This is a genomic window from Pirellulales bacterium, from assembly GCA_035546535.1.
Classification (GTDB): Bacteria; Planctomycetota; Planctomycetia; order Pirellulales; family JACPPG01; genus JACPPG01.
On the sequence record DASZWQ010000012.1, the window covers coordinates 48,857 to 74,555 of the forward strand.

A 25,699-nucleotide genomic window follows, 5' to 3' on the forward strand; every position below is an offset into this window, starting at 1 on the left:
GGAACTCGGCTTGCCTCGATTCATTGCCGCGGGAATCGTGGGACGACTCCCAGCAGCCTAAGAAGCCGTCACGGGGGGTTGGTACAAAAGCGAGAAAAGCTCTCGCAGTTTCTGCTTCACCACGTCATCAGCGTCCGCTCGATCGGGACGTTCGTCGGCCAGGTTGTATCGCTCGAGTACCAGGCGTGCAGAAACCGTCAGACTGCCGTCCACCAGGCCGCTCGCCTTCAGACGCGTCAGGCGTTCGTCCTGATCCAGAATTTCAGCCGTGATCGTGAGGGTCTGCCCGGGCTGCAAGAAATTGGCGAACTTCACATTCCGCGCCTCGTGCAGCACGACCGTGCTGTGAGCGAAATCCTCGCTCGCCCGAATCAGCCACGCTCCGGTCTGCGTCATGGCTTCGAGCATCAAAACCCCGGGCATGACCGGAAACCCGGGGAAGTGATCGGCCAGATATTCCTCGGCCAGGGATAGGTTCTTGACCGCCGTGATCTTCTCACCCGGCGAGAGATCAACGATTCGATCGATCAGCGTAAAGCGCATAGAGACCACCGGCCGCGCGCCTGGTCTCCTACCGCTGCGCGCTAAGTTAGGGTTAATTTTCGGACTCGGTAGTATATAGCGATCCCCGCGACTTTCACAACCGCAAATAAAGCTGCCAAAGAGGAATAAAACCCTTTTCCTCGCAAGCATTTACAGCCACTCTCCGTGGTGCAGTCGCGCCCCTCGTCCGGCTCGGCGGCAGGGTCCGAAGGGGCGATTGTTGCTCGGCCTGCAATGACGTAACTCGCTGTACGGTCAGGGGAAATGGGAAGAATGCGCTGTATCGGATGAATGTCTGCCGAAGGCGAACTGCCGCCTTGGCAGCCCCCGACAAAACGCCCCGATGGGCCCCTCGTCCAAAGTATCGCTGCGGCAATGCCTAGCGTTCCGACTGCTCCTCGGTCGAACAACGCGGCACGGACTTTGCTTTTCGTTTCCGTCGGGCAGCACGCATGTCACAGAAGGCCGGTTCCGGCCAGTTGGCCGGTCGGCCACTCAACACCGTTTTTTGGAGGGTTACTCACATGGTTCGTTGGCGCACCAACGGCGGATTTCCTTTCTGGCAACTGCGCGGCGAGTTCGAGCGCGCGATGAGCGATTTTCTTACGCGGTCAGCCACCGCCAGCACCAGGTCGCAGGATCGCTTGTTCCCGGCGGTCAATGTTTGGGAGGAAGGGGATCAGTTATTTGCCGAGGCGGAATTGCCTGGCGTAAAGGGCGAGGATCTGGATGTCTCCGTAACCGGCGACGAGCTGACCTTGCGCGGTCGTCGATCCGTCACCAGCGGCGAAGGTCAGTCTTACCACCGCCGCGAGCGATCGGCCGGCGAGTTTTCGCGCACCCTGCACTTGCCCTATGAAGTCGATGCCAACGGCGTCGAGGCCACTCTGCGCGACGGCGTTCTGTTTCTCAAACTTCCGAAAGCAGCCTCGGCACGCCCACGCAAGATCGAGATCCGTTCCGGCGGAAACCAGTAGCACCGCGCGGCCAGCACAAACTGCAGAATCTTGGAACGCAAGCGCCGAACTGGCGCGTACAAGGAGAATAAAGCGATGACAACTGAAGCGACTTTGGAAAAGGAAACCAGCGACAGCGGTGTCGAAACGACGCGCAGCGGGCGATTCTACCGCCCGGCCGTGGACATTCTGGAGCTGCCCGAGGAACTGCTCGTCGTTGCCGACGTGCCGGGCGCGGTCAGCACGGAGATCGACATTCATTTCGAAGACGGCCAATTGACCGTGCGCGCGCCGGTGCATGGGCGGCAGCCGGAAACGCAGCGGTATTTGCTGCGGGAATACGGCGTGGGCGATTTCGTCCGTACCTTCCGCGTCAGCGAGCAGATCGACGCCGGCCGGATCGAGGCCGAGTACGCCGACGGCGTTCTCAAGCTTCATCTGCCGAAGGTCGAAGCCGTGAAGCCACGGAAGATCACCGTAAAGAGTTGAAAACTGTGGAATCGAAGAGCGACTTTTTCGAGTAGGCAACGGCGGGGCTCGAAACGAACCCGACGGTGCCAGGTTGATAAGCGGAAAGGAGCGTATGCCATGTCCCTGATACCTTGGAAACATAAGCGTGAAGAGAACGGTGGTTCGCGACTCGCGCCCGCCGATTCGTTCCGGCAAGAGGTCGATCGCCTGTTTAACTCGTTTTTCCGCGATCCCTTCGACATGGTCGAGACGGCGTTTGCCGGATTCACGGGCGGCGAATGGTCGCCGTCACTGGACGTCAGCGAAACCGACAACGAAGTGAATATCCGCGCCGAACTCCCGGGCGTTAAGCCTGAGGACCTCGACGTCACCGTGACCGGCGACAAGCTGGTGTTGGCGGGAGAGAAAAAGGAAACCAGCGAAACGAAGGACAAGAACTACTGGCACAGCGAGACGCGATATGGGTCGTTCCGGCGCCAGGTTCGCTTACCGGCCGAAGTCGACGCCGAGCACGTCGACGCGCATTTTGCCAACGGCGTCTTGGAAGTTCACCTGAAAAAGGCCCAGGCCGCGCACGCCCGACGAATCTCGGTCAAAACGAATTGATCTCGGGCTGACTCGCGCCGGCCGGGGGCTGTTCAACATCCCGGTTTTTTACGAAACGCACGGTCGAGCGGCAGCTTGGCCGTGCGTCGTTGTTGGTACGTGGCCCGATTGATACGATTCTGGCATGCGAAAGGGAATTGGCGTCTCTCCAGGCGTGGTGATCGGCAAGGCCTATTGCATCCACGAGATCTTCGTCAATCCGAAGACCCGCCGCCTGGCCGAAGACAAAATCTTTTCCGAACTGCGACGTTTCGAGCTGGCGCGCGAGCGGACGGCCGCAGATCTCCGCGCGCTGCATCAGAAAGTGGCCAGCCAGGTGGGCACCGAACAGGCCGCCGTATTCCGTGCCCACGAGACGATCCTGCACGATCCGGCTTTCACCGCCAAGGTGCGCGAGCGCATCGTTGATCATCGCGAGGCGGCGCCCGCGGCGCTCCAGACGGTGCTGGCCACCTATACCGAGCTTTTTACCCGGATGGACGACGAGTATCTGCGCGAGCGGCTGGTCGACATTCGCGACGTGATCATCCGCCTCTCGAGTCACCTGTCGCCCGTGCTGTCCAAGGATCCCGAAGCGATCAACGGGCCCTTGATCCTGGTCGCCAGTGAGCTGCTCCCCTCGCAGGTCGTGGCGCTGGGCAAGCGCGAAGTGGCAGGCATCGTCACCCAGTCGGGCGGCCAGACCAGCCACGCGGCGATTCTCGCACGCAGCCGTGGCGTCCCTGCCGTCAGCGGCGTGCAAGGGATTCTCCGCGCCGTGCAAAACGGCGATACCATCGTCGTCGACGGCAGTTCGGGGCACGTGATCGTCAATCCCGATGCCGAGGCCGAGAGCGCCTACCGTAAGCTGCAGCGCGAATACATCCACCTGAAGGACGTGTTGGCCGAGAATCGCGATCTGCCGGCCGTCACCGTCGATGGCGCCAAAATCGACCTCTTGGCCAACGTGAACAACGTGGACGATGCCCGGGCCGCTTCCGCCATGGGGGCAGCCGGCATCGGTCTGTTTCGCACGGAGTACCTGTTCCTGACGCATCCCGACGTGCCCGACGAGCAAGAGCAGCTCACGGCGTATCGGGCGATCATCGAAGCCAGCCCGAATAAGCGCGTGACGATTCGCACGCTCGACCTGGGAGGGGACAAGACGATTCCCTACCTCGGCCACGATCGGGAGGCGAATCCGTTCCTCGGTTGGCGCTCGATCCGCTTATCGTTCGAACACCCGCAGTTTTTTACAACGCAAATTCGCGCGATCGTTCGCTCGGCGTTCGAGGCCCGGCGTTCGCCGGCCGACGTGCGCATCATGTTCCCGATGATCACCACGCTGGAAGAAATGCGCCGAGTCCGCGCCATGGTGCATCGTGTACGCCGCGGCATGCATGCCGAAGGCTCCAAGGTCAGTGACCTGCCGATCGGCCTGATGCTGGAGGTGCCGGCGGCCGCGGTGTCGATCGAACAATTGCTGGAAATCGTCGACTTCGTATCGATCGGCTCGAACGACCTGGTCCAATACCTGATGGCTGCCGACCGCGACAATCCCAAGGTCAGCCACCTGTGCCAGCCACTCAGCCCACCGGTTTTGAAGGTGCTGCATAGCGTGATCGCGGCCTGCAATCGGGCCGGAAAGCCGGTCACGCTATGCGGCGAAATGGCCGGGCTGCCCAGGGCCTTCGTGCTCTTGGTTGGTATGGGCCTGCGCAGCTTCAGCATGAGCCCGGCCTTCATCCCTTTGATCAAGGACCTGGCGCGGCATCTGACCGTGAGCGATGCCGAGGAAGTACTGGCCGGCGCCCTGCGCTTGAAAACCACCAGCCAGGTCGTTCAATTCATGGGCAAACAAATCGCGCGGATCGCCCCGAACCTGCGCCCACTCGATTCGCAGTAAATCGCCGAGCCGACTTGCTCGTCTCGGCGGTCCTTCGACCATCGCCCGTGGAGGTATTCCGATGCACGCAACCTGCACTTTCCGTCGGGCGTGGCTGACCGCTTGCCTGGGCCTGCTCTTCATTGCCGCAGCCGAGGCAACCGCCGACGAAGGCGGCGCGGCGAGCAAAGGTTCGAAACAGATCGTCGCCGGCAAGACCATCAATATCACCGCTAATCGCTGGCATTACCCGCAGGCGCGCAGCGGCGACACGGTCGACGATTATCATGGCCGGCAGGTCGCCGATCCTTTTCGCTGGCTCGAAGACACCGACAGCAAGGAAACGCGCGCGTGGATCGAGGCCGAGAACGAACTGACGTTCGGCTTCCTCAAGTCGATTCCGGCTCGTGAGCCGCTGCGCCGCCGGCTCGAGCAACTGTGGAACTACGAAAAGTACGGCATCCCCACGGCCCGTGGCGGTCGTTACTTCTACAGCCGCAACGATGGATTACAGAATCAAAGCGTAATTTACGTCGCCAGCGCGCTCGATGCCGAGCCGCGCGTTCTCTTGGACCCCAACGCGATGTCGACCGACGGCACCGTCGCACTATCCGGAAGTGCCATTAGTGACGACGGCCGCTTGTTCGCTTACGGCCTGGCGACGGCCGGATCGGATTGGCAGGAGTGGCGCGTCCGCGACGTCAACAGCGGCCGCGATCTGGAGGACCGCCTGCAGTGGATCAAATTCTCGACGGCCTCCTGGTCGCCGGATGGTAAGGGCTTCTATTACAGCCGCTACGACGAACCGGACGAGCAGGCGAAGCTCACCGGCGTCAATTATTTTCAGAAGCTGTTCTACCACCGGCTGGGCACGCCGCAGTCTGCGGACAAACTGGTCTACGAGCGGGCGGACGAAAAGGAATGGGGCTTCGACGGCCTGGTGACCGACGATGGCCACTGGCTGGTGATCCGCGTCTGGCGCGGCACCGAGCGTAAGAATCAGCTCTTTTACCTCGATTTGAAAAAGCCCGATGCGCAGGTCGTGCCTTGGATCACGGGTTTCGACGCGCAATATATCTTTCTCGGCAATGACGGTAACACGTTTTATCTGCGCACCGATCTGGACGCTCCGCGGCATCGCGTCGTTGCCGCCGACGTCACGAAGCCGGCGCGCGACGGTTGGAAAGAGTTGGTCCCGGAACAGGCTGACGTCCTGCAATCCGTGACGCTCGTCGGCGGGAAGTTCGTCGCTCTGTATTTGCAGGATGCGCGCAGCCAGGTTCGGCTGTTCGACACGGCCGGCAAACCACAGGGCGGAATCAAGCTCGCGGACATCGGCACCGTCGCTCTCGGCGAAGCGCGGCAGAGTGACAGCGAAATTTTCTATTCGTTCACCAGTTTCCTCGCGGCGCCCACGATCTACCGCTACGACGTGCCGACAGGGAAAAGTACCGTCTTTCGCAAGCCGGATGTCGATTTTGCCGCCGACCGGTACGTGACCGAACAGGTCTTCTACAAAAGCAAAGACGGCACGCGCGTGCCGATGTTCATCACGCGCCGCAAGGACTTGCCGCTCGACGGCAACAATCCCACGTATTTGTACGCTTACGGCGGGTTCGATATCTCGCTGACGCCCGCGTTCTCGCCTGGCCGGCTCGTGTGGCTCGAACTGGGTGGCATCTACGCGCAGCCGAATCTGCGCGGCGGTGGCGAATACGGCGGCGCCTGGCACGAAGCCGGCATGAAATCGAAAAAGCAGAACGTCTTCGACGATTTTCTAGCCGCCGCCGAGTGGCTGATCGACAATCGTTTCACCTCGACGCCGCGTCTGGCCATCTCCGGCCGATCGAACGGCGGACTACTCGTCGGCGCCGCACTCACGCAGCGCCCCGATCTTTTCGGCGCCGCGCTCCCGGGCGTGGGCGTGATGGACATGCTGCGCTTTCACCGCTTCACGATCGGCTGGGCCTGGGTCAGCGAATACGGCTCGGCCGATAATGCTGAGGACTTCTCGTCGCTCTTCGCTTATTCGCCGCTGCACAACATCAAATCGGGCACGAACTATCCGGCCACGCTGATTACGACGGCCGACCACGACGATCGCGTGGTGCCGGGGCACAGCTTCAAATTCGCGGCGACACTGCAAGCCGCGCAAGCCGGCGATAAACCGATCCTGATTCGCATCGAAACCAGCGCCGGGCACGGCGCCGGGACGCCAACCTCGAAGTTGATCGAAGAGGCCGCCGACGGCTACGCGTTTCTGGTCAAGGAACTGGAGGTGAAGATGCCCGGCGATTTTGGCAACACGATCGACCCGCCACGGTCGCAGCAATATGTTCCGGCGACCGAGCAATTGGTCACCGAGATTTTCGTCCGCGACCTGGATAAGTCGCTGGCCTTCTACGAGCAGCTCGGCTTCAAACGTTTGCGTAAGGACGGCGGATTCGCCGAGCTTGCCTGGGAGAATCACAAGCTGTTTCTCGACCAACGGGCGAAGTTGCCGCCTGCCCCCGAGTTTCCAGCTGCGAACATGCGCGTCATGGTGAAGGACGTCGACGCTTATTGGAAATTGTGCGGCGAGATGAAAGCCCGCGTGGTGGCGCCGATCGGCGATCGCTATTACGGCTTGCGCGATTTCACTGTGGCCGATCCGGACGGTTACGGCGTGCGCTTCGCCAGCTTGATCGGCAGCCGGAAGAAGGCCGACTGACCATAAAGCGGAATCCGACCGCTTCAGCGCTCTAGCGAATCGGCAACGTCGGCGCCGTATTGGGCGTTGTCACCGGCGGCGTGACCAGGTTCGGCAGCGGCGTGACGGTGCTCGGCGGCGGTGCGTAGGCGCCGGGAGGTGGGGCGTACGCGCCCGGTGGCGGAACGGTCGAAGCGCCAGGAGCTTGCCAACCGTCACCAATCGGTGGTTGTCCCGGCGGCACGCTTTGCGGCGATGGCAGCATCATCGGCGCGCCGGTCGTCGGCGCCGGCAACAATCCCGGTGGAGGTGCCTGCTGCGGAAGGATCGTGCCCGGCGGCGGAGGTGGTGGCACCGCGCCTGGAGGAGGCGCGAGGGGCGCCGGCGGAACATAGCGCTGCGCCTGGCTGCTGGCACGCAGCTCTTCGGCCCGCGCCTGTAATTGCGGGCTGGAGGGAACCTGCTGCGGCACCATGTTGAAGTCGAGCGCTTGCTCGTCGCGGATGGTCCCCGGAACCAGGTTCTCGCTGATGAAGTCGATGCCGAACCACTCGTACCACGGCGCCTTGATTTTTTGTTCGACGGTCAACGTCTCATAGCCGTCGCGCACCAGGCGAATCTGCCGCTTGCCGTAATAAACGAAATCGGTCGAGACGGGCGTGGTGCCGATCGGGTAATTGTCGATCCATACGAACGCTCCTGGCGGATTCGAACGGATCGTCAGACGCCGCTGCACGCAGCCGGTTGCCAACACCATGGCAACGAAAACGATCAATAGTTGACCGCCTCGGCGCATCGTTCGTGATTTCGTGTGGATGTTGCTCACGCGGCGCGTGTGCCTGCTTTTTTCGGCACGGCCCAGCAGAGCCCGCGCGCGAACAAAGCGCGAAGCCCCGATACGGCTGGCCGGACTTGGGATGCGGTTAGTGTCGAAATGTACGGAACGAGCGCCGTGTAGCGCCAAACCTACATGCCGCGACACGCCGAACGGCGGGCCCTCGCGGCGACTTCAGCAAGGAAATGAGGCCGCGGAGTATAGCGAGGCCTGCTGGCGGCATCCAGTCCGATAGCCAACGCCGGTTTGCCACGCGGGTGAATCGACTTCGCTGCTGTCGCGGCTTGCGCACGTCGTAACACGGCCGGTACTTATGCCACTAGATTCGACGAGCTAAAATGAGCATAGTAGGCTGCCTGACGAGCTAGCAGCCTGTCGAAGAACTCAACGGGCTGCGACATCGCAGGGATGCGATGGCAAAATATCGACGTAAGTCTTTATTTTGCGAGCCGTGCGAAGCTTTGCTTCGCACTTGGCGAGGTTGAAAAAAGCCACGAGGGCTTTTTTCAACAGGCTGCTAGCCTCGGGGCTGACAGCACTGGTACCGACCGGACCTGCGATGCCCGCCCCCGTACGAGAATGGCGAGAGGCCCTCGATTACGCCGCGACGAGCGACGTGGGTCTGCGGCGCGCGAATAACCAGGATTCGTACGTCGTTGTCGTGTCGCCGGAAGAACTCGACTGGCTGCGGCGCGGCGACCTGTTCATGGTCGCCGACGGCATGGGCGCCCACGCAGCAGGCGAATTGGCCAGCAAGATGGCCACCGACTTCGTGTCGCTCACCTATTACAAGACCCCCGACGAATCGCCCGTCGAGGCCATTCAGAAAGCCTTTCAGGACGCCAACGAACGCGTCTTTACCCGCGGACAGAGCAACGCGGATTTCCGCGGCATGGGCACGACCTCCAGTGCGCTCTTGCTCTTGCCCGAGGGGGCTGTCGTCGCGCATGTCGGAGATAGCCGCGTTTATCGCTTGCGCAACAACCGGCTCGATCAACTCTCGTTCGACCACAGCCTGGTGTGGGAGATGCAGGCGACGGGCAAGATGCGCGACAGCGAAATTCAGCTGAACGTGCCTAAAAACATCATTACCCGCTCGCTGGGCCCCTATCCGCAAGTGCAAGTCGACTTGGAGGGCCCGTTCGCCGTCGAAGCCGGGGACGCGTTCCTCTTGTGCAGCGACGGATTGTCGGGACAGGTCGAGGACGACGAGATCGGTTGCATCCTCGGCACATTGCCGCCAACCGAGGCGATTCAGACGCTGGTCGACCTGGCGAACCTGCGGGGCGGGCCGGACAACATCACGGTCATCGCCGTGCGCGTACTACGACCGCTGACGGCTGCCAATGCGGAAGAGTTGGGACCCGCGCGGAGCCGCCCCACGAATGAGCGCGAAAAGGTACACCTCGCCGCCTGGATCACGCTGGCCGTCTTGGTGCTGGTCGCGCTGTCGATGGCTTTCTTGCAGAAGCTGGCCGTGGCCGCGGCCGCCGGCATCGCGGCCGCGCTTGCCGGCGGCTTTATCGCCATGCAACAAGCGTCACTACGATCGGCGGGCCGGCTCGAAGGGGCGCAGCTCGGCAAGGGACCCTACCGCTCGGTGAACTGCGCCCCGAGCGCCCCGATCGTCGAACGACTGGCCAAGGTCGTCAAGCAATTGCGCGACGCCGCGATGGAAGAAGGGTGGCAGATCGACTGGAACAAGTTCAATACGCAGGTGACGCGGGCCGCCACGGCCGCCCAGCGGCATGACTTCACCGAAAGCGTGCGCGAATACTGCCACGCCCTGACGTCGATCATGGAACAATTGCGGCATCAGGGGAAGAATAGTAGTCAGTAGTCGGTAATCAGTAGTCAGTTACTGATACGCTGCTCTCTTTCTGACTACTGTCTACCGACTACTGACTACTTCCTACTTCGCGATCAGCTCCAAACACACCAGCCGGTTGTGGTCGCGCACGTAGAGCAGGCCGTGCGCTAGGATCGGCGCCGCCCAGGCCGGATACGTCAGCAGCTTCCGCGGTGCTTCTCCTTCGGTTTTCTCGCCATCGCCAGGAGCGGCGAGCTGGGCAATCGCCACGGGCTCGAACTTCTCGGGATTTACTTTCACCAGCAGCAAATCCCCGCCTTCGGTCAGCAGGACGAAGTGGCCGTCGACGTACAACAGGCTCGAACGGGCCAGCCCCGGCTGACTCCACATCACCTTGCCGGTCTCGAGCTCGACGCACCGCAGCTCGGCGTTCTCCGGGTGCCGGCCACTGGAGCCATAGACGTATCCGTCCACGTGGATGGGCGTGTTCCAGTGGGTTTGCAGACGCTTGTCGCGACGATGATCCTTGTCGCTCCACACGACGTCATAGCCGCCGGGCCTCACCTTCAGCACCGCGCAGCCAGGGCCGTACGTTTCCGAAATGAGAACCAGGTCGTCGACGACGATCGGGTTGCTGGCGTTCACGCTCTCGAGAACTGTCGCCCGCCACGGAAAATGAAAATCGATCTTTCCGTTCGCCGGATCAAACCCCAGCAGACCGCCGCGGGCAAACACGAAGCACCAGTCGCGGCCGGCGATTTTCGCCAGCGTCGGCCCGGCATAGCTGGCCAGCTCGTCACTGATTTGATATCGAACGGCGCCTGTGTGCTTGTCGAAGGCCACCACGCCGCTGTCCTTGCCGCGCACCCGATCGAGCTGACCCGGCGGCGTGTTACGCGTGTCCTCGGTGGCCCCGCCGATCTGGCAGATCAACAGATCCCGATAGATCACCGGCGTGCTGCCGACGCCGAAGAAGTTCTGCACGACGCCGAATTTTTCGGCCGTATCGATTTTCCATACGAGCGCCCCGTCGACCGCGCGCAGACAGTGCAGCATGCCTTCAGCGCCGAAGGTGTAAACGCGATCCTCGTCGATCACCGGCGAACAACGCGGGCCATTGTCGTAGCCGTACAGATCCTCGTAGTCGGTCGGATATTCGAACTTCCATAGCGGCTCGCCCGATTCGCTGTTCAGGCATTCCAGCCGCGCCTGGCCGGCGAAGCGCGAGAACTGAAACAGCCGGCCGCGACTGATCGACGGCATGCCGTAGCCGGTGCCCAGCCGATGTTGCCAGACGATCGGCGGCGCGTTCTTACCCCAGGCGGTCAGAATGCCGCGCTCTGCGGATTTGCTGTCCGCGGTGGGACCAAGAAAGGTGGGCCAGTCCTCGCCTTCGCGGCGTGTTCCCAAATCCGGCGGCAGAGTTGCCGGCGCAGCGCCGCGCGCGGCTGCCGGGGTTTCGTCGGCACGAACCTCGAACGCCGCGCCGCAAACGGCCGCGAGCACCAAAATCGCCCTGACAAACATGAGCCGCCGCATAACGCAACTCTCCTTATTACCGCAGGACTATACTATAGTCGCACGACGCAATCGACCGCCGCCTGGTCCCCTGCACGCTGAAATACAGCCTCCCGCATGCTGATCGTGAACTCCCGCTTGCAGATTCCCGTCAGTGAATTCGAGTTCACCTATGCGCGCAGCTCGGGTCCGGGCGGTCAGAACGTGAACAAGGTGAATTCCAAGGCGCTACTGCGCTGGTCGGTGGCCCGCAGCCCGTCGTTACCGCCCGAGGTCCGCGAGCGTTTTCTGCGCCGCTTTGCCAGCCGGCTCACGACCGAGGGGGACCTGCTGATCAGCAGCCAGCGCTACCGCGACCAGGGGCGCAACGTCGACGATTGTCTGGAAAAGCTGCGCGTCATGGTGGCCGAGGTTGCCGTGCGCCCTGTAACTCGTAAGAAGACGCGCCCGACGCGCGCCTCCAGCGAAAAGCGGCTGGAGAAGAAACGCGAGGCGGCATCGAAAAAGCAACTGCGCCGCCGGCCGGCTCGCGAAGACTAAAAAAAAAGCGCGGTACAGGAAGAAACTCCTGCGCGATCGGGCCGCTATTGTGCGATGGGTCCGTCTCGGCGCATCTTTTCGCGAGCGCGGCTGAGCATGGGGCCGACGCTGTTTTCCGGCATGCCGGTGGCCGTGCTGATCTCGCGGTAGCTTTTGCCTTCGATGTGATAGAGCCGCACGACCTGGGCCTCGTGGTCTTCCAGGTCCTCGAGCAGTCGCTCGACCTCATCGCGATTGACCACGCGATCCTCGGCCGCGCCGTTTTCCCCGTTCGGAAAATCCGTGGGGTGCCCAGGCACGACCGCCAGGCGGGCGGCGGACTTGTTGGCGAGCAAATGCTTAACGACGATGCGCCGGGCGACGACCGTTAGATAGGTCGCCAGGCTGCTCTGTCCACGGAAGCGACGCAGGATGGCAAAATCCTTGCGCACCAGCGCCATGCACACCTCGGCGCAAAGGTCTTCACGATCTTCATTCGTGAGGCGGATCGAGCGCGCTTGGGCCGAATGGTTGATGACGTGCATCACCAGGCCCGTGTATCGATCAACGAAGTCCTCCCACGCACGGGGCTTGCGGCCGAGGCATCGTTCGAGGAGCTTTCGATCGAAGTCGGAGAGTGCCACGAAGACGAACCCTCGTTACCCGCACGCGCGGACGGGGCGATTCCCTGCCTAGACAAAAATGCCCGGCGACTGACGGGCGTAACTGCAGCTGAACAAGCGTCCCAAGCCAGCCTATATGAATTTTAAGATCGATCAAAAAACGGAGCAAGCCGAGCCGGGACTACAAAAATGTGATGTTCCGCGAGTTTGGTTGACCCACCGCGGGGGGCGTCCTATGATTCCGGCGGATAAGCGGCCGCGGGCCGTCAACCCGTTCGCCGGCAAGCACTTGACGTTTACTGCCGGTGCGTGTTGAATGGTCGGCGACCGTCGGCCGAAGCGACTGGCAGCGGAAGATCTTTCGGTAGCGGCCCGTGTGCGGTGCGCCCCGTTGTCAGACGTGTTTGGTTGTGGTCGGTGAGCCGAAAGGAGAGTCGTTTCTCATGACTCACGTTGTTGCCGAGCCCTGTTTTGGCTGTAAGTACACAGATTGCGTCGTCGTCTGCCCCGTCGAGTGTTTCTACGAAGGGGAGCAGATGCTTTATATCCACCCCGACGAATGCATCGACTGCGAGGCTTGCGTCCCCGAGTGCCCGGTGGAAGCGATCTTCCACGAGGACAACCTGCCGGAGGAGTGGAAGGACTTTACGGCGCTAAACGCCGAGATGGCGACGCAGTGCCCGGTCATCACGGAAAAGAAAGAACCGCTGGCCGGCGCCGAGTAATCGGCATCGTTTCACTGCGGCGCTTTTCGCGACGCCTTTGTCGGTTGTGTCCGTTGCCTTTCGTTCGGACAGCCTTTTACGCTGCGCATACCCAACCCGCCGCCGATGCACTGCGCATCCTCGGTGGGTTTTCCTTTGCGCCTTTGCGAACGTCCGATTATCAAAAGGGTGGAGGCGACGCGGCGAATTATTCTTAGCGAGGATGAGCTACTACTGGCACACAGGCTCTCGCACTTTACAGCGATCGCGACGGCGGCCATATGCACACGCTATTGATCGACTTGCCGCTGTCGCTCCTGTACCTGGTTGCGCTTGTCGTCTGCTGGTGCACGACCCTGTTCGGGCTGCCCGGCAATTGGATGATCGTCGCGCTGGCGGCTGCGGCAACGTGGCTTGTGCCCGAGGGATTGCGCGTGCAGATGGCGCCCGCCGTGCTGGGTGTGCTGGTGGCCCTGGCGCTTCTAGGCGAAATCGTTGAATTCGCAACGGGCTCCGCGGCGGCCCATCGAGCGGGCGGAACGCGCCGTGGCGCCGTCGGAGCGATCGTGGGTGCCCTGTTCGGCGCGGTCGCTGGCGCCATGATCGGGCTGCCTGTGCCGCTCATCGGCTCGGCCGTCGCGGCAGTTCTAGGCGGAGCCTTCGGGGCTTTGACAGGCGCCATGGCGCTGGAATTCCACGGCGGACGCGACCTGGCCGCGAGTTGGCGCATCGGCCACGCGGCCTTCTGGGGCCGACTCCTGGGGACGCTGTCCAAGGCCGTGATCGGCGCCGTGATGGTCGTGGTGGCCGCGATTGCCGCCGTGGCCTGACCCATGCCACCTGGTGGACGCGGCCGCCACCCGTTCGACCTATCGCAGCGACACCGTTCGCGAACGGCCTTCGTCATCGATCGCGATCTTGTGCTCGCGGGCCAGCCAGCCAATGGCTTGCATCACCACGTCGCGCGGAGCGTCGATCTCTTTGATCAGCCGGGCAATCGTTTGCGGTCCCTTGTCGGACAACGCGCGCCAAATGGCGCCGGCCGTTTCGCCGATCTGCGTGATCGGGCACACTTCCGTAGCACTTGCCATCGCTACAACTCCTCGTGATTCCCAAGAACGATAACGTTCTTCCGCAACGCTCCGCCCCCCACCAGGCCGCCGCGATGTGCGGGGAAGTGCGGGCCGAAACGGCGTTGGGAAATTATAGCGGCAGGATCGCAAAAGGCTCAACGAGTGCGGCCTCTGACGATTGCGCCGAGAAAACCCCCATGCGGGAGATGGTACGTAGGGATAAAGCGATTTAAAGCGGACCCCAGGGGGAATGAAGACAAGAGCGCAAAAAAAGGGGCTTGGTTGGCCTGCGGGGTGGCCAACCAAGCCCTTTAGCCGTGAAAAGGTGTTCCTGCCCGTCCCGGGCTTGCGTCGCGGTTCATCGCGACGGATGGCTTAGATTCACGGTCCTGCGAATGCGGGCGTCGGAATTCGGCCCTGAGGCTGCGGGAAGCCCCAGGGCTGAGTGGGTCTCCGACGGTTTACGGCTTGATGCAGTTGGTGTGCCAATCGTCTAAGACTTGGCGTCGCGCTCGCCGGTATCGAACGAAACCCGCCGGCTGGTCGTCATTTGCGCTTCACGAATGCTAGCAAGCCATCGTTGCCGCGCAGGCGGACGCTCTTGTAAGTCTTACAAGAATTCCGGCTGCCAACGGCGAAGGATCAACGCGGGATGGGCCAGGGCCGGCCGATTTAGCGTAACAGGCTGGTCGTGATCGCGCGAAAAATCTCTTCAATTTCGGCAAACTCGCGATCATCGGCCTGGCAGAAAATCACGTAAGCCGCGTCCCGGGTGCCGTAACTGCGAACTTGTGCGGTATTGGTCAGGTCGAGGCAGTAGAAATTCATGTCGTAGCCGACCAGTTCCTGGCCGGCGATCGTTTCGCGGACCTCTTCTGCGTCGAGCTCGTCGTACTGCTGGCGCATGGCTTTGAGAGCCGTCGCCGCCAGTTTCTCGGGGGCCGTTCCGGAAGGATGAATCATCACCGACCAGAACGATCCACCCGGGGAATAGACCGAGACGACCTGGTTTCCCTCAAGCGCCTCGCTTTCATCCAACTTCCAGCTTTCGGGATAGAGGAAGTGGATGCCTAGTTTGTCGAAAAGTGCTGCCATCGGGAAATTCGTGCGCCTGGAGATTCGAAGTGAGGATTTCCGCCGGACACGCGCCTCGGTACTGGCATCCATCGCGGTCGCGGCGCCGGCCACATTGCCGGCGCCCAGCGGTTTTGCTACGATCCCGCCCCCTGTGTTTCTCCCATCTTTGGAACGCGGCCGATTATACGCATTCTGGCCGCAGCCGCGCGGTGATCATGACATCCGCATCCGTGGGGGCACGTGGATCGGGCCAGGCGCGCACGCGCCGCGGCCAGGCTGCGCACTTAAGCTGGTCGATCGGACGGCTGGTGCTAGCGAGCCTGGTTCTGACGTCCTGCTGCGGTTGCCGCCTTCCCGTGTATGGCGGATCGAAGTCGCGCTCGGTGCTGACTTCGCGACAGCTTTCGCAGCAAGGGGCAAGTGCCCTGTACCGCCAGGATTGGACCACGGCCGAAAAGCTCTTTGCCCGCGCCGTCGAGGCTTGCCCTCAGGACGTCGATGCCCGGCGACAGTACGCCGAGACATTGTGGCATCGTGGGGCCCGGACCGAAGCCACTGCTCAGCTCGCCGAAGCCGTGAAAGAAGCCCCGGAAGACGCGCGACTCTTGGATCGGCTGGCCGAATTCCACTTAGTGGCAGGACAGTTGGCCGAAGCGCGGCATGACGCGGAATTGGCCATCGATCTGGAACCGAAATCGGCCGACGCCTGGATGGTCCGTGGCCGCATCATGCGCCAGTTGGGAGACAATCGTCAGGCGCTGGCCGACCTGCACCGCGCGCTGAGCTACGATCCCCGCAATACGGCGATCCTGCACGAGCTGGCCCGAACTTATCTCGCTATTGGCGAGCCCGACCGCGCGCTGGCGAACCTCCATTCGGTGCTCGAACAGCACGCCCCCGGCGACGAGCCTGCGCAGCTGATGTTCGAAACCGGTCTGGCCTACGCGGGCCTGCATCGCTTCGACGAGGCCGTGGAAAGTTATCATCACGCGATCGCGCGCGACCAAGGCAATCCGGAGATCCTCTACTGTCTGAGCGAGGCGGAAATGGCGCGCGGCAACACCGCCGAGGCACGCATCGCGCTCGAACAGGCCGCCGCTCGCGATCCTGGCAATCCACGCTACCAGGAGCTGATGGCTCGTTTGCCGGGCCGAGGCCCCGCGCAGTCACGATAATCGCTCACGCGGCCGGACGCAGCCTGCGTAATCGTTACTTCTATCCCGGTCGGATCGGAGTTCGACCCGACGATTTTGACGATGTCAAGCGCGCAATGTATGTTTCCGCGGGCCCAATTGCGTCGCAGGACACCGCGCCTGCGCAGTTGTGGCCAGATGAAAGGCGGAAAGTTTTCACGAGGAGTGCTGGGAATGGGCATGCCCGAAGCGTTGACCGCGGGACCCGATAGCTTTATCGATCGCCGCAGTTACACCTCATACGAAGGGCCGCCCGGCCGGGAGCGCCGCCAGTTTGCCGACAGTCATGACGAATTGTCGGCCGACGGCAAAGAGCTGGCCCGCGCGATTGACGCCTACAAGTTGATGCACCGCCGGCGCTTCATCACGCACGATGAAATGTTGGCCGTGGTCAAGTCGTTGGGCTATCACCGCTAAACCGGTCGGCTGTTGATGCCAGAAGTCGCGAGAGCGCTTCGCCGCTCTTCGGTACGGCTTGAGTGCGCCGGTCCATGCCGCGCCCCAGCGGCTTCAGCCCTCGTCGCCGGTTGTCCGTCCCGTGGCGACGTCGAACTCGTAGATCGCCGGCACCAGCATCGCCGCCGTGGCAAAGCCGTAGGCTCCGGCCACGACCAGCAACACGGCCAGCGTGTAATTCAACAGGAAGCTGGTCAGCGCGTAGAACGTCAAAAACGGCAGCGCAAAGGCCGCGATCCAGATGGCGCTCGACGCATTGCGCCAGCCCAGCGCCACCAGTAAGCCGATGCCGCCGCCGACCATGAACGCCAAAAACGGCTGCAACTGGAATTGGAACGAGCCGCTGAAGGCCACCATGATGCGCATGCACGTGGCGACGCCGATGAACAGGAAGAAGACGGTGCCCACGCTTACGGCGATCGCCGCGCGGCTGTTGACGTAATTCATGCCACAATGCACGCCCAGCATGGTGACGAAACCGACCATCACCAGCCAGCCACCGAGCAGATAAACCAGATTCTCGACGCTCACCTGGCGCGCAAAGGCCAGGTACGCGCACAGCACCATCGGCAACAGCACCATTTCCTTGGTGTTGTACAGAGCGCCCGCCAGCTTGCCGAGGATGAACTCGCGCGGCGTGATATCAGTGACGAGCAGTATGTCGAGCGCCCGCGCGTCGCGCTCGGCCGTCAGCGCCGTGACCGCCTGCACGTTCACAAGCGCCAGGCTGAGCACGAATAGCGGCACGATCGGTAGCGCGACCGTGGCCATCGCTGGCGCGCGCTGGGCGTGAATTGTCCAATACAGCCCCGCCGCCGACGCCGCGAACACAAGCAGGTAGGCCAGCCTGAGCAACAGCATCTTGCGGCCATAGGCCCAGGTGCGGACTTCGCGCCACAGAATCGGATTGTCCCACACGCGCCGCGTCCGGCCGTGCTGCCGCGATGGATCTTTGGCGGTATTGATGGCTGGTGCCGACGCGGCGGCCGCATGAGCTTCGCCCAGTCGCCAGTGATGCTCGCCACCAGCCGATTGCGGCGCTCGCTCGTCCTCTTCGAGCGTCGCCGGCCGAGCTTCGCGCGAGGGGTTCCACACGCGCACCATGCCGATGGCGATGCCGTTGAGCAGAAGCGTCAGACCGGTCGCCGTGAGCACGAATAATTCGGCGGGCACAGCACGCCCCAAGAGCGATAGCGCGCCCGCATTCCTCTCAAGAAAGGGTTGTGCCGCCGACAGCGTGGCGCGCCAAGGGCTGATCAGCGTCGCCCAAGTGCCGGTCGGCGCTCCCCACAACTCGCTGCCGAAAGCGCCCGCTGCCAGGGCTTCGCCGATTCCCAACCAGAGGACAATGGCCAAGAGCGTGGTGGCCAAGGCCTGGAATGTTTTTTCGCGCCAAAAGGCCAGAAGCGTGCCCAAGCTGCCCGCGGTGACGGCGCTGGCCAGTGCCACGGCCTCGACGCGCGCCACCTGCTCGAACGACACGCCTCCCAACAAGGTAACCAGCATGAACAGCGGCAAAGCGGCCAGGACCAGCGAGACGATCGACAGCAAACTGGCGAACAGCTTGCCGAGCACCAGCTCGACGTTCGAGATTCTCGTCAGCAGCAATAAGTCGAGCGTGCGCCGATCTTTTTCCGCCGCCACGGCCCCGGCAGACGACAGCGCGGCGAAGAATAAAGAGACGGCCAACTGCAGCGGCGCCAGCAACTGAAACGCCAGGATGCCGAAGCGGGCCAATTCGCCCGTATCGGTCACCGTTTGCGTGCCGGTGAGAACTTGCCAGGCCGTGCTCAATAGCACGAGCAGCGCCCCCACGTACGCCGCGCGCCAGATATAAAGTCTCGGCCGGCGAGGCGCGCTCATTACCTCGCGGCTAAACACGGGTCCGGCAAGCAACGGTCTCTCCAAGTCGGCGAGGGGCAACGCACGATGCGCGAAACGGCCGCGGGCGAATGGCCCCTAGTATAGTCAGCGGGAGCAAGCCTGCGGAGACGGGCGGCGAATGAAGCGGTGAACGTGAAGCGAAGTGCGGGAGCGCCTTTCGCTCATCCCTTAGCACCCCGCGCATGGCGCTCCGAGCATCCTACCCTGGCGGCCACGCCAGCGGTCGGCCGGCGAGCAGGTGCAGGTGCAAATGATCGACCGACTGGCCGGCGTCCGGTCCGCAGTTGATCACCACGCGATATCCGCCCGTTAGCTTGCCGTCGCGCGCGATGCGGGCGGCGGTCAGCAGCAAGTGCCCGGCCAGCTGCGCATCGTCTTCGTCCAGGTCGGCCAGCGAAGGGATTTCGCGCTTGGGGATCACCAGGATGTGGGTAGGCGCCTGCGGCGAGATATCGCGAAAGGCCAGGCAGTGCTCATCCTGGTAGACGATGTCGGCCGGGATCTCGCCGTCGATGATGCGCTTGAAGATCGTTTTCGCGTGCATGGATCGTTGGCAGCTAGTTGGCGAGCTGCGCGAGCGGTATGCCTGATTCGACGAGAAAATTGGGAATCTGATCGACGACCGGATACGCGATCGTCCGATCTTCGCGCACCAGCGCCGCATCGAGTTGTTCGTCGAGCAGCTCCCCAGCGCGGTTCGTCAGGCGCTGCGCGGCGATCGCCTCGTTCAGCTTGCTTAGCAGTGACGCGTCTGCCAGCGCCAGCTTGGTGCGATTCTCGGGGCAAACCAGGATGGACAGCAATTCCTCGGTAATCACGGCGAACGATTCTCCCAACGAAGTGGCCCAGGCGCAAAACCGGATTAACGGTGTTATACGGAACCTGCCGATATAGGACCAGGGCTAGCTAGCGGCGGGAAACCCGGCCGAAAAGGTCGTCTTCCGGCCACTGCCACGACAGGGGCGTGAACGCCTGAGGATAAAGCACCGACTCGAAGCGTCCTGCGCGGTGAACGAGCCTTGTTCCCTTTCACGAGGGTGCCAGGCTCCGAGGGCGAAGGGATTTCGCCTTCGCGGCTTCAACGCGCGGAAATACATATGTCGGGAGTCTAACAATGCATTGCCGCATTTTCTCTGCAGCGGCGTTGGCAGCCCTTTTTGCCTGCCCGCTGCTTGTTAGCGCGCAAGACGTGCGCTACTACCAAGACCCCAATACCGGCCACACGTATCGTCAAACGACCACCACGATACAGCGCCAGATGCCGGTCACACAGTATCAGGCCAGTACCCGCAGCGTGCTGCGCGGACAGTGGCGCACCGACACACAAGACGTCGTGCGCACGTACTCGGTGCCGGTCACGGAATATCGCACGGAAAGTTACTGGCAAGGGCGCTACAACCCCTTCGTGCAACCCACGCTGGCAACGCGCACCGTGCCGACCACGCGTTGGGAAACCCGTACCGAGATCGTGAAGGTGCCCGTGACTCGCTACGAGACCGTGCCCACGACTGAAACCGTACACGTGCCGGTCACCACCTATCAAACCGTGCAGGATCAGGTGGTGCATCATCAGGTGGTCGCGCCCGGAACGGCGAACAGCGCCGTGGTGGCGACGTCGAACGGCTCGTCGATCGGCGGCGTGGCCCAGTTGGATCCTCGGCCGACCATGTCGGGCAGCTCGTCGTCGAGCGATTCGTCGTTGACGGCCGGTGGCTCGAAGACGCAATTGAGCCGATAGGGCGTATTGGTCATCGGGTGCCACTGGTGGCTCGTCCACCAGTGCGGAATTTGGATTAACACTGGTCGACAAGCGACCAGTGGCACCCGAGGTGAAACCGACTCGACGATAAGAAACAAAAAAAGGCATGCGTTCTGTTGCGAATCTTGTTCGCGAGCAGAACGCACGCCCGAAGTTTTTAGTGCAGCCCGTCGGACGTCGGAGCGACTACAAGCTCTCGACCGAAGCCTCGGCGGGCTTCGAGCGGCGGCGGCGTGAAGACTTCGCCGTGCTCCATTCCTTGGTGAGCGTCTCGAACACCTCGGGCGATTCGTAGCGGACGATGTTCTTGCCTTCGGGCATGGGCCCGATCAGGCCGCGAAACACCGGCAGTCCGCGCAGGCCCAGGTCGGTACTGCAATCGTCGACGCCGATTTGCGTGTGCAGTTTCTTGAGCGAGTCTTCCTTGTTGTAATCTTTGATGCGGATCGTTCCATCGGCCGCACGTGTGACGACGCGGATCAGTTCTTTGGCCATGGGGAGGTGGTCGCCTGGTTGTGAGAAACAACCGGCGCCCACGCATGGTCCGCCGGTTCGTGACGTTGCTGCGTACGATTGCAGCCGAGCGATGGTTGCACCCCTTCCGCCAAACGCGGAAAGGTGGCCACTCGGCCAGCGCTCCATCGCCAGTCACCGACTCCGTCGGACTGCCCGGCCGTGCAGCAAGATCACCACGGCCGGACACCATCAGCTATCGGCGGCCGAGGCCGGACTGCTGGCGGCATTTCCCGGCCGTCGACAAACGAGCGCCTTGCGACAGAATCCGCACAGCAAGCGCGCTCCGGATGGTCGCTACCGGCGGCGGCCCCTTGGCCCAGGCACGCTGTTTATGACGGTTATGCGACGTCACGCTCGGCAAAGTCGGCCAGGCGAGCGAACCTTGAAAGGCCGAGGGAGTGACATTAGATTTACTGGTTACCGTGTACGTGCCCATCGCCACCAGCGGGGCGCGAAACCGACGGAGGGTATGCGAATGGTTAGCGGTCTGACTCGAAATCAGATGCCGGGCAACCGGTTGAGGGTTCGAATCCCTTGCCCTCCGCTCTAGCGGACCAGCTAGCCCCCGCAAAAACTTGCGGGGGCTTCTTTCTGCGCCGGCAGCGTTCAAACTCCGCATCGGCACCAATCTCGGCGGCGTTCTGGGATACATCCACCTTTGATGAGACTTCGAGGAATCGACCGTCTTTCGGCTTCAGCGGCGAGCCAGAGGACCAAGGACGATTCGGCAGGGGTCTTCGAGGGACAGATGCCAGACCCTCGGGTAAAATCACATCCGAGCATCGACTCGACGCGCGAACCGCGAGGATAATCCCGATGAAATCTTGGCGGCACGGTCTCCTGGTATTGTTTGTTTTTCTTTTCTGTAGTGCTTCGTTGCATGCTGACGAGCCGCAGCCAAAGAACTACGTTCTGTTTCCCATCACGACCGGATTGCAACGTTCGTTGGCAATGTCGACGAATGCAGACGCCTACGCCCAGTTTGATGTGGCCGAGGTAATGCAAGATGGAGCATTTGATCCGCGCCGCTTTGACGAGAAGACGTTTCTGAACGACCTGACCATGCTCGTTCAGAAGCTTGGCATCGCGAAACCGAGTTTGCAGATCTTCTTCCGGTACGCCGGCGTCGCGCTTGATCCAAACGACAGAAAGGCGATGGAAAGTGCGGTTACCGGCGTCTGTCGCCAAGCAGGATTCGCCAAAGTACGCACCGGCATGGCGGGCGAGGGCGGAAGCTGGAAAGAAAAGGTGGCCCGCTTCGCGAACGTCATGGACAACGAAGGCGCAACCGAGACGCCCGTTGAAACCGAGTTTGTTCGCGTCTACCCAGTCCAAACGAAGCTCTCGCGTTTCCTGCTCGGAAACACCGACTACGATTGTTTGATCGAATTGCGACAGCCGATTGACGGACGCTTTACTGCCTTTTCTGAGGCATCACGCCACGCGATCAGTCAACAAGTGGCCACACTCAAGCTCCCGCACAAACGCAATATCAGCTTCCGCTGCTTCGTAACAACCGCCGGTCGAGACTCGGCTGAACGCTATTTCGCTCGGCGCAACGGCAGTCCCGCGCCGGCCGATGCATTCATCAAGGAACTCGGCTTTCAAGCCTGCACGTATCGCATGACGCCAATGAGCGTGAGTCCTGAAGACCTGCTGAATAAACAAGCGCCGGACTTCACACTCGATGCACTTGACGGTGGCGAAATCCACTTGCATGACCTGATTCGCGGACGTGTGGGCGTCGTTAGCTTCTGGGGCGTCGCCTGTGGGGCATGCCGTGTTGAGGCGCCGCATCTCACGGCACTGCATGATCGATTCAAAGATGAAGGGTTGGTCGTGATCGCGGTCAATGGCTACGACGAGAGCAAGGTGGAGGTGGAGAAGTATGTCCGTGACAAGGGCCTCTCACACCCGATTGCCTTGATGGGCAGCAAAGTTGCGGGCAAGCAATACACGGTCGCATCGTACCCCGTCACGTTTCTTATCGATCGGAAGGGTGTGCTCGTCGACTACCATCTCGGATTCGAGCCGGGTGACGAAAAGCTTCTCGCGGCATCCATCGAACGCCTGCTCGCGGTACCCGCAAATGGCGACAAGTAAACATGGCCACCATCGAAGCAGAATTCAGACATTGACTACTTTCGCTCCTCGGTCTAGTGCGCCAAGGATCTCCGTGTTCGTCATAAACCTGGCAGTGATGGGATATCTCGCAGCAAATCTTTACAGGACCAGGGGCAAGAGTTCTTCGCCGTAATGCCGTGTACTGCGAGCGATTAACGATCCCTGGTCCATTGGGCACCTCACCACAGTTCTTACCGCGGCAGGAGGATGTATACTGAGACGGTCATCAACGGCTCGAGTATTTCGCAGGACTTCGCTTACGATGCCATACAAAACACTGATTACTATCGCCTGGTTAACTCTCTCATCAGCGCGGCCGGGGATGGCAGCGGATGCCCTCGACTGGCGATTGTGGCGCGGGCCCGAGAGCAGTGGCAGCATTGAGCGGGGAACTTACCCCGTCAGGTTTGGCGCCGACACGTTTCTCTGGCGCGCGGAATTGCCAGGCAGGGGCTGTTCGACGCCCATCGTGCTCGATGAATTGATTTACCTGACGTCTCCGGTCGACGCGAACGACGCGCTGCTCTGCTACGACGCGCACGGGGCGGAGAAATGGCGCGCGGTTTTCAGTAAAGAGGATCCTGGAAAGCACCGCAACGGATCGGGTTGCAATGCCTCGCCTGTCACGGATGGAAAGGCCGTATTCGTCTACTTCAAAAGCGGTACGTTTGCGGCCGTCGATCTCGATGGCAAGGTGCGTTGGAAGACCGACCTCGTCGAGCGCTTCGGAAAGGAGACGTTGTTTTGGGATCATGGCACTTCGCCCGTGCTGACCAATCGGTACGTCGTGATGGCACGGATGCATCAAGGCGAATCATGGCTGGCCGCATTTGATAAGGAAACCGGGGACATCGCTTGGAAGGTCGCGCGCAATTACTCGACGCCGACCGAATGCGATCACGGCTACGCCACGCCATTGGTCATTCAGCACAATGGGAAAGAGTCCATCCTGGTCTGGGGAGCCGAGCATATCACGATTCACGACGCGACCGATGGGCAGGTTTCGTGGGTGTGCGGCAATTTCAATCCGGACGCCAACAAGCTGTGGCCAGCGATCGCATCGCCCGTGATCGTGGGAGATATGGTCGTAATCGCGTACGGTCGCAATGATCGAGGAATCCCGCGTCTGCACGGAATTCGACTCTCAGGAACCGGTGACGTCACGGAAACCAATCACGTGTGGAGGCGCGACGATGTGGGAACGTTCGTCCCGACTCCGGCCGTCTACAATGGCCGCGTCATACTCGTGCGAGATCGCGGCGAAGTCGCATGCATCGACCCCGCCACGGGCAAGACCATTTGGGAAGGAGCGTTTCCCAAGCATCGAATGAACTTTTACGCGTCACCGCTCGTTGCCGGCGAAAAGCTCTACGCGCCGCGCGAGGACGGGACCGTGTTCGTCGCGAGTGTCGCCAATGACAAGTTCGAATTGTTGTCCGAGAACGACATGGCCGAGTCCGTGATCAGTTCGCCTGTCCCGGCCTCCAGCGGCATCTTGATCCGCGGCGAAAGGCACCTCTTCTGCGTCAACTCAGAGACCTCGCCACGGTGAAGTGCGGGCGATCGCGAACGAAATCCGCCAAGGGACCAAATCGTGGAAGCGTGTACTAGCTTCACGCGTCCGGCACGGCCTTGGATTATCGCCACGAACGCCGTCCGCTCAGTGGCGACGGCCCCTGCCTCGGCGCGCAGGCGGCCTACCGTCGATTGTGACCAATCCTACCGAGTGACGCCCGAGCAATCGCCGCGAGTTCCGCATCGGGATCCTTCGCGACGAGCTCCTCCAGCAATTTTCTAGCGTCATCCGTTCCCACCTGCTCGAGAACAGAAATCGCTCGCTGGACGGCATGGCGACTTTCGACCCCGGCATCCTTCTTGATCAGGAGTTTTTCGAGTCGTTGTCGTCGCTGACTATCCTCCGACGACTCTCCTTCACCGCGGCTGTTCAAATCGAAAATCGATTTCACCGGCCGCAAATGTTCACCAAGGAACGCCACTGCCTGCACAGGTTCCTCGGCAAGCAAAAGCATTGCCTGCAACGCGATCGCGCTATCTTCACCTGACAATTCGTCCCAAAGCTGCGACAGCTCTTTTGGAGCCTTGTGGTCGCGCCTTAAATTCCAAAGATAGCACACGCCGTCTTCGCCACCGCTGAACACGGTGCGGCTGTCGCGTCCGAAATTCACCGTGTAGACGTAATGTTTGTGGCCGGGAACCTTCCACACCTCTGCGCCATTGACCGGGTTCCGTACCGACACGCTTCCATCCGACCCCCCGATCGCAATCCACAATCCATCCGGCGAATAGTTCATCGTTCCATAGGTCACGCGCGGAGCTTGAAACGCGCTGCGCTGCTTCAGGTCATCCATTCGCCAGACCCGAACTTTGCCATCCATGTGAACGGTCGCAAACTCATCCCCATTGGGAGACGCGCATACGGTATACATTCGCAGGTCGGTCTTATTCTGGACGGCCTCCT

The 25,699-nt window shown here is 61.8% G+C and carries 25 protein-coding genes and 1 tRNA gene; 15 read left to right on the forward strand and 11 right to left on the reverse strand.

Annotated elements, in window-relative coordinates; translation table 11 throughout:
- Positions 1 to 57 precede the first annotated feature (57 nt).
- The gene (locus VHD36_01230) at positions 58 to 543 is read right to left on the reverse strand and encodes a 3-hydroxyacyl-ACP dehydratase FabZ family protein (protein ID HVU85912.1); all 486 of its coding nucleotides are present in this window, start codon (positions 541 to 543) and stop codon (positions 58 to 60) included.
- A gap of 524 nt (positions 544 to 1,067) precedes the next feature.
- Between VHD36_01230 and VHD36_01235 the strand changes: the two genes are divergently transcribed.
- The 5 genes from VHD36_01235 (at position 1,068) to VHD36_01255 (ending at position 7,150) form a co-directional block, all read left to right on the forward strand.
- Positions 1,068 to 1,520 carry an Hsp20/alpha crystallin family protein gene (locus tag VHD36_01235; protein ID HVU85913.1) on the forward strand — a complete coding sequence of 151 codons (453 nt, stop codon included), beginning with the start codon at positions 1,068 to 1,070 and terminating at the stop codon, positions 1,518 to 1,520.
- 75 nt (positions 1,521 to 1,595) lie between these two features.
- Positions 1,596 to 1,988 carry an Hsp20/alpha crystallin family protein gene (locus tag VHD36_01240; GenBank protein HVU85914.1) on the forward strand — a complete coding sequence of 131 codons (393 nt, stop codon included), beginning with the start codon at positions 1,596 to 1,598 and terminating at the stop codon, positions 1,986 to 1,988.
- 99 nt (positions 1,989 to 2,087) lie between these two features.
- Positions 2,088 to 2,576, forward strand: coding sequence for an Hsp20/alpha crystallin family protein (locus VHD36_01245; protein HVU85915.1), 489 nt, complete (start codon positions 2,088 to 2,090; stop codon positions 2,574 to 2,576).
- A gap of 124 nt (positions 2,577 to 2,700) precedes the next feature.
- A complete protein-coding gene (ptsP, locus tag VHD36_01250; protein HVU85916.1) occupies positions 2,701 to 4,461 on the forward strand; it encodes a phosphoenolpyruvate--protein phosphotransferase in 1,761 nt (586 codons plus the stop codon).
- A gap of 61 nt (positions 4,462 to 4,522) precedes the next feature.
- Positions 4,523 to 7,150, forward strand: coding sequence for a prolyl oligopeptidase family serine peptidase (locus tag VHD36_01255; GenBank protein ID HVU85917.1), 2,628 nt, complete (start codon positions 4,523 to 4,525; stop codon positions 7,148 to 7,150).
- A gap of 31 nt (positions 7,151 to 7,181) precedes the next feature.
- On the opposite strand, the gene VHD36_01260 is transcribed toward VHD36_01255, so the two are convergent.
- Positions 7,182 to 7,925 carry a PEGA domain-containing protein gene (locus tag VHD36_01260; protein ID HVU85918.1) on the reverse strand — a complete coding sequence of 248 codons (744 nt, stop codon included), beginning with the start codon at positions 7,923 to 7,925 and terminating at the stop codon, positions 7,182 to 7,184.
- Between the two features lie 598 nt (positions 7,926 to 8,523).
- On the opposite strand from VHD36_01260, the gene VHD36_01265 reads away from it, so the two are divergent.
- A complete protein-coding gene (locus VHD36_01265) occupies positions 8,524 to 9,804 on the forward strand; it encodes a PP2C family serine/threonine-protein phosphatase (protein ID HVU85919.1) in 1,281 nt (426 codons plus the stop codon).
- Between the two features lie 72 nt (positions 9,805 to 9,876).
- On the opposite strand, the gene VHD36_01270 is transcribed toward VHD36_01265, so the two are convergent.
- The gene (locus VHD36_01270; GenBank protein HVU85920.1) at positions 9,877 to 11,313 is read right to left on the reverse strand and encodes a PQQ-binding-like beta-propeller repeat protein; all 1,437 of its coding nucleotides are present in this window, start codon (positions 11,311 to 11,313) and stop codon (positions 9,877 to 9,879) included.
- A gap of 96 nt (positions 11,314 to 11,409) precedes the next feature.
- Between VHD36_01270 and arfB the strand changes: the two genes are divergently transcribed.
- The gene (gene arfB, locus VHD36_01275; protein ID HVU85921.1) at positions 11,410 to 11,832 is read left to right on the forward strand and encodes an alternative ribosome rescue aminoacyl-tRNA hydrolase ArfB; all 423 of its coding nucleotides are present in this window, start codon (positions 11,410 to 11,412) and stop codon (positions 11,830 to 11,832) included.
- A 44-nt stretch (positions 11,833 to 11,876) separates the two neighbouring features.
- Here arfB and VHD36_01280 read toward each other — a convergent pair whose 3' ends face one another.
- On the reverse strand, positions 11,877 to 12,455 hold the full coding sequence (locus VHD36_01280) for a sigma-70 family RNA polymerase sigma factor (GenBank protein HVU85922.1): 579 nt from the start codon (positions 12,453 to 12,455) through the stop codon (positions 11,877 to 11,879).
- A gap of 422 nt (positions 12,456 to 12,877) precedes the next feature.
- Here VHD36_01280 and VHD36_01285 point away from each other — a divergent pair, with 422 nt between their 5' ends.
- The gene (locus tag VHD36_01285) at positions 12,878 to 13,159 is read left to right on the forward strand and encodes a ferredoxin family protein (GenBank protein ID HVU85923.1); all 282 of its coding nucleotides are present in this window, start codon (positions 12,878 to 12,880) and stop codon (positions 13,157 to 13,159) included.
- 260 nt (positions 13,160 to 13,419) lie between these two features.
- Entirely contained in the window at positions 13,420 to 13,968 is a 549-nt protein-coding gene (locus tag VHD36_01290) for a DUF456 domain-containing protein (GenBank protein HVU85924.1), read from the forward strand.
- A gap of 39 nt (positions 13,969 to 14,007) precedes the next feature.
- Here the strand turns inward: VHD36_01290 and VHD36_01295 are convergent, their stop codons facing one another.
- Positions 14,008 to 14,229, reverse strand: a complete 222-nt coding sequence (locus VHD36_01295) for a winged helix-turn-helix domain-containing protein (GenBank protein ID HVU85925.1) — start codon at positions 14,227 to 14,229, stop codon at positions 14,008 to 14,010.
- Between the two features lie 654 nt (positions 14,230 to 14,883).
- On the reverse strand, positions 14,884 to 15,306 hold the full coding sequence (locus VHD36_01300; protein HVU85926.1) for a hypothetical protein: 423 nt from the start codon (positions 15,304 to 15,306) through the stop codon (positions 14,884 to 14,886).
- A 197-nt stretch (positions 15,307 to 15,503) separates the two neighbouring features.
- Between VHD36_01300 and VHD36_01305 the strand changes: the two genes are divergently transcribed.
- Positions 15,504 to 16,463, forward strand: a complete 960-nt coding sequence (locus VHD36_01305; protein ID HVU85927.1) for a tetratricopeptide repeat protein — start codon at positions 15,504 to 15,506, stop codon at positions 16,461 to 16,463.
- 192 nt (positions 16,464 to 16,655) lie between these two features.
- A complete protein-coding gene (locus VHD36_01310; protein HVU85928.1) occupies positions 16,656 to 16,898 on the forward strand; it encodes a hypothetical protein in 243 nt (80 codons plus the stop codon).
- Positions 16,899 to 16,991: 93 nt separating this feature from the next.
- Here VHD36_01310 and VHD36_01315 read toward each other — a convergent pair whose 3' ends face one another.
- The 3 genes from VHD36_01315 to VHD36_01325 all read right to left on the reverse strand — a co-directional run bounded on the left by VHD36_01315 (position 16,992) and on the right by VHD36_01325 (position 19,639).
- A complete protein-coding gene (locus VHD36_01315) occupies positions 16,992 to 18,800 on the reverse strand; it encodes an ABC transporter permease (GenBank protein HVU85929.1) in 1,809 nt (602 codons plus the stop codon).
- A 220-nt stretch (positions 18,801 to 19,020) separates the two neighbouring features.
- The gene (locus tag VHD36_01320; GenBank protein HVU85930.1) at positions 19,021 to 19,365 is read right to left on the reverse strand and encodes a histidine triad nucleotide-binding protein; all 345 of its coding nucleotides are present in this window, start codon (positions 19,363 to 19,365) and stop codon (positions 19,021 to 19,023) included.
- A gap of 13 nt (positions 19,366 to 19,378) precedes the next feature.
- Positions 19,379 to 19,639 carry a hypothetical protein gene (locus VHD36_01325; GenBank protein HVU85931.1) on the reverse strand — a complete coding sequence of 87 codons (261 nt, stop codon included), beginning with the start codon at positions 19,637 to 19,639 and terminating at the stop codon, positions 19,379 to 19,381.
- Between the two features lie 296 nt (positions 19,640 to 19,935).
- On the opposite strand from VHD36_01325, the gene VHD36_01330 reads away from it, so the two are divergent.
- Positions 19,936 to 20,559: a hypothetical protein gene (locus VHD36_01330; protein HVU85932.1), complete on the forward strand. Its 624-nt coding sequence runs from the start codon at positions 19,936 to 19,938 to the stop codon at positions 20,557 to 20,559.
- Between the two features lie 207 nt (positions 20,560 to 20,766).
- Here VHD36_01330 and VHD36_01335 read toward each other — a convergent pair whose 3' ends face one another.
- Positions 20,767 to 21,075: a hypothetical protein gene (locus VHD36_01335; GenBank protein ID HVU85933.1), complete on the reverse strand. Its 309-nt coding sequence runs from the start codon at positions 21,073 to 21,075 to the stop codon at positions 20,767 to 20,769.
- Between the two features lie 483 nt (positions 21,076 to 21,558).
- On the opposite strand from VHD36_01335, the gene VHD36_01340 reads away from it, so the two are divergent.
- The 3 genes from VHD36_01340 to VHD36_01350 all read left to right on the forward strand — a co-directional run bounded on the left by VHD36_01340 (position 21,559) and on the right by VHD36_01350 (position 24,772).
- Positions 21,559 to 21,640, forward strand: a tRNA-Ser gene (locus tag VHD36_01340).
- 272 nt (positions 21,641 to 21,912) lie between these two features.
- On the forward strand, positions 21,913 to 23,199 hold the full coding sequence (locus tag VHD36_01345) for a TlpA disulfide reductase family protein (GenBank protein HVU85934.1): 1,287 nt from the start codon (positions 21,913 to 21,915) through the stop codon (positions 23,197 to 23,199).
- 343 nt (positions 23,200 to 23,542) lie between these two features.
- Complete coding sequence (locus tag VHD36_01350) at positions 23,543 to 24,772, forward strand: PQQ-binding-like beta-propeller repeat protein (protein HVU85935.1); 1,230 nt, start codon at positions 23,543 to 23,545, stop codon at positions 24,770 to 24,772.
- A 145-nt stretch (positions 24,773 to 24,917) separates the two neighbouring features.
- Here the strand turns inward: VHD36_01350 and VHD36_01355 are convergent.
- Positions 24,918 to 25,699: hypothetical protein (locus VHD36_01355; protein HVU85936.1), on the reverse strand; the 782-nt coding region annotated here is incomplete at its 5' end.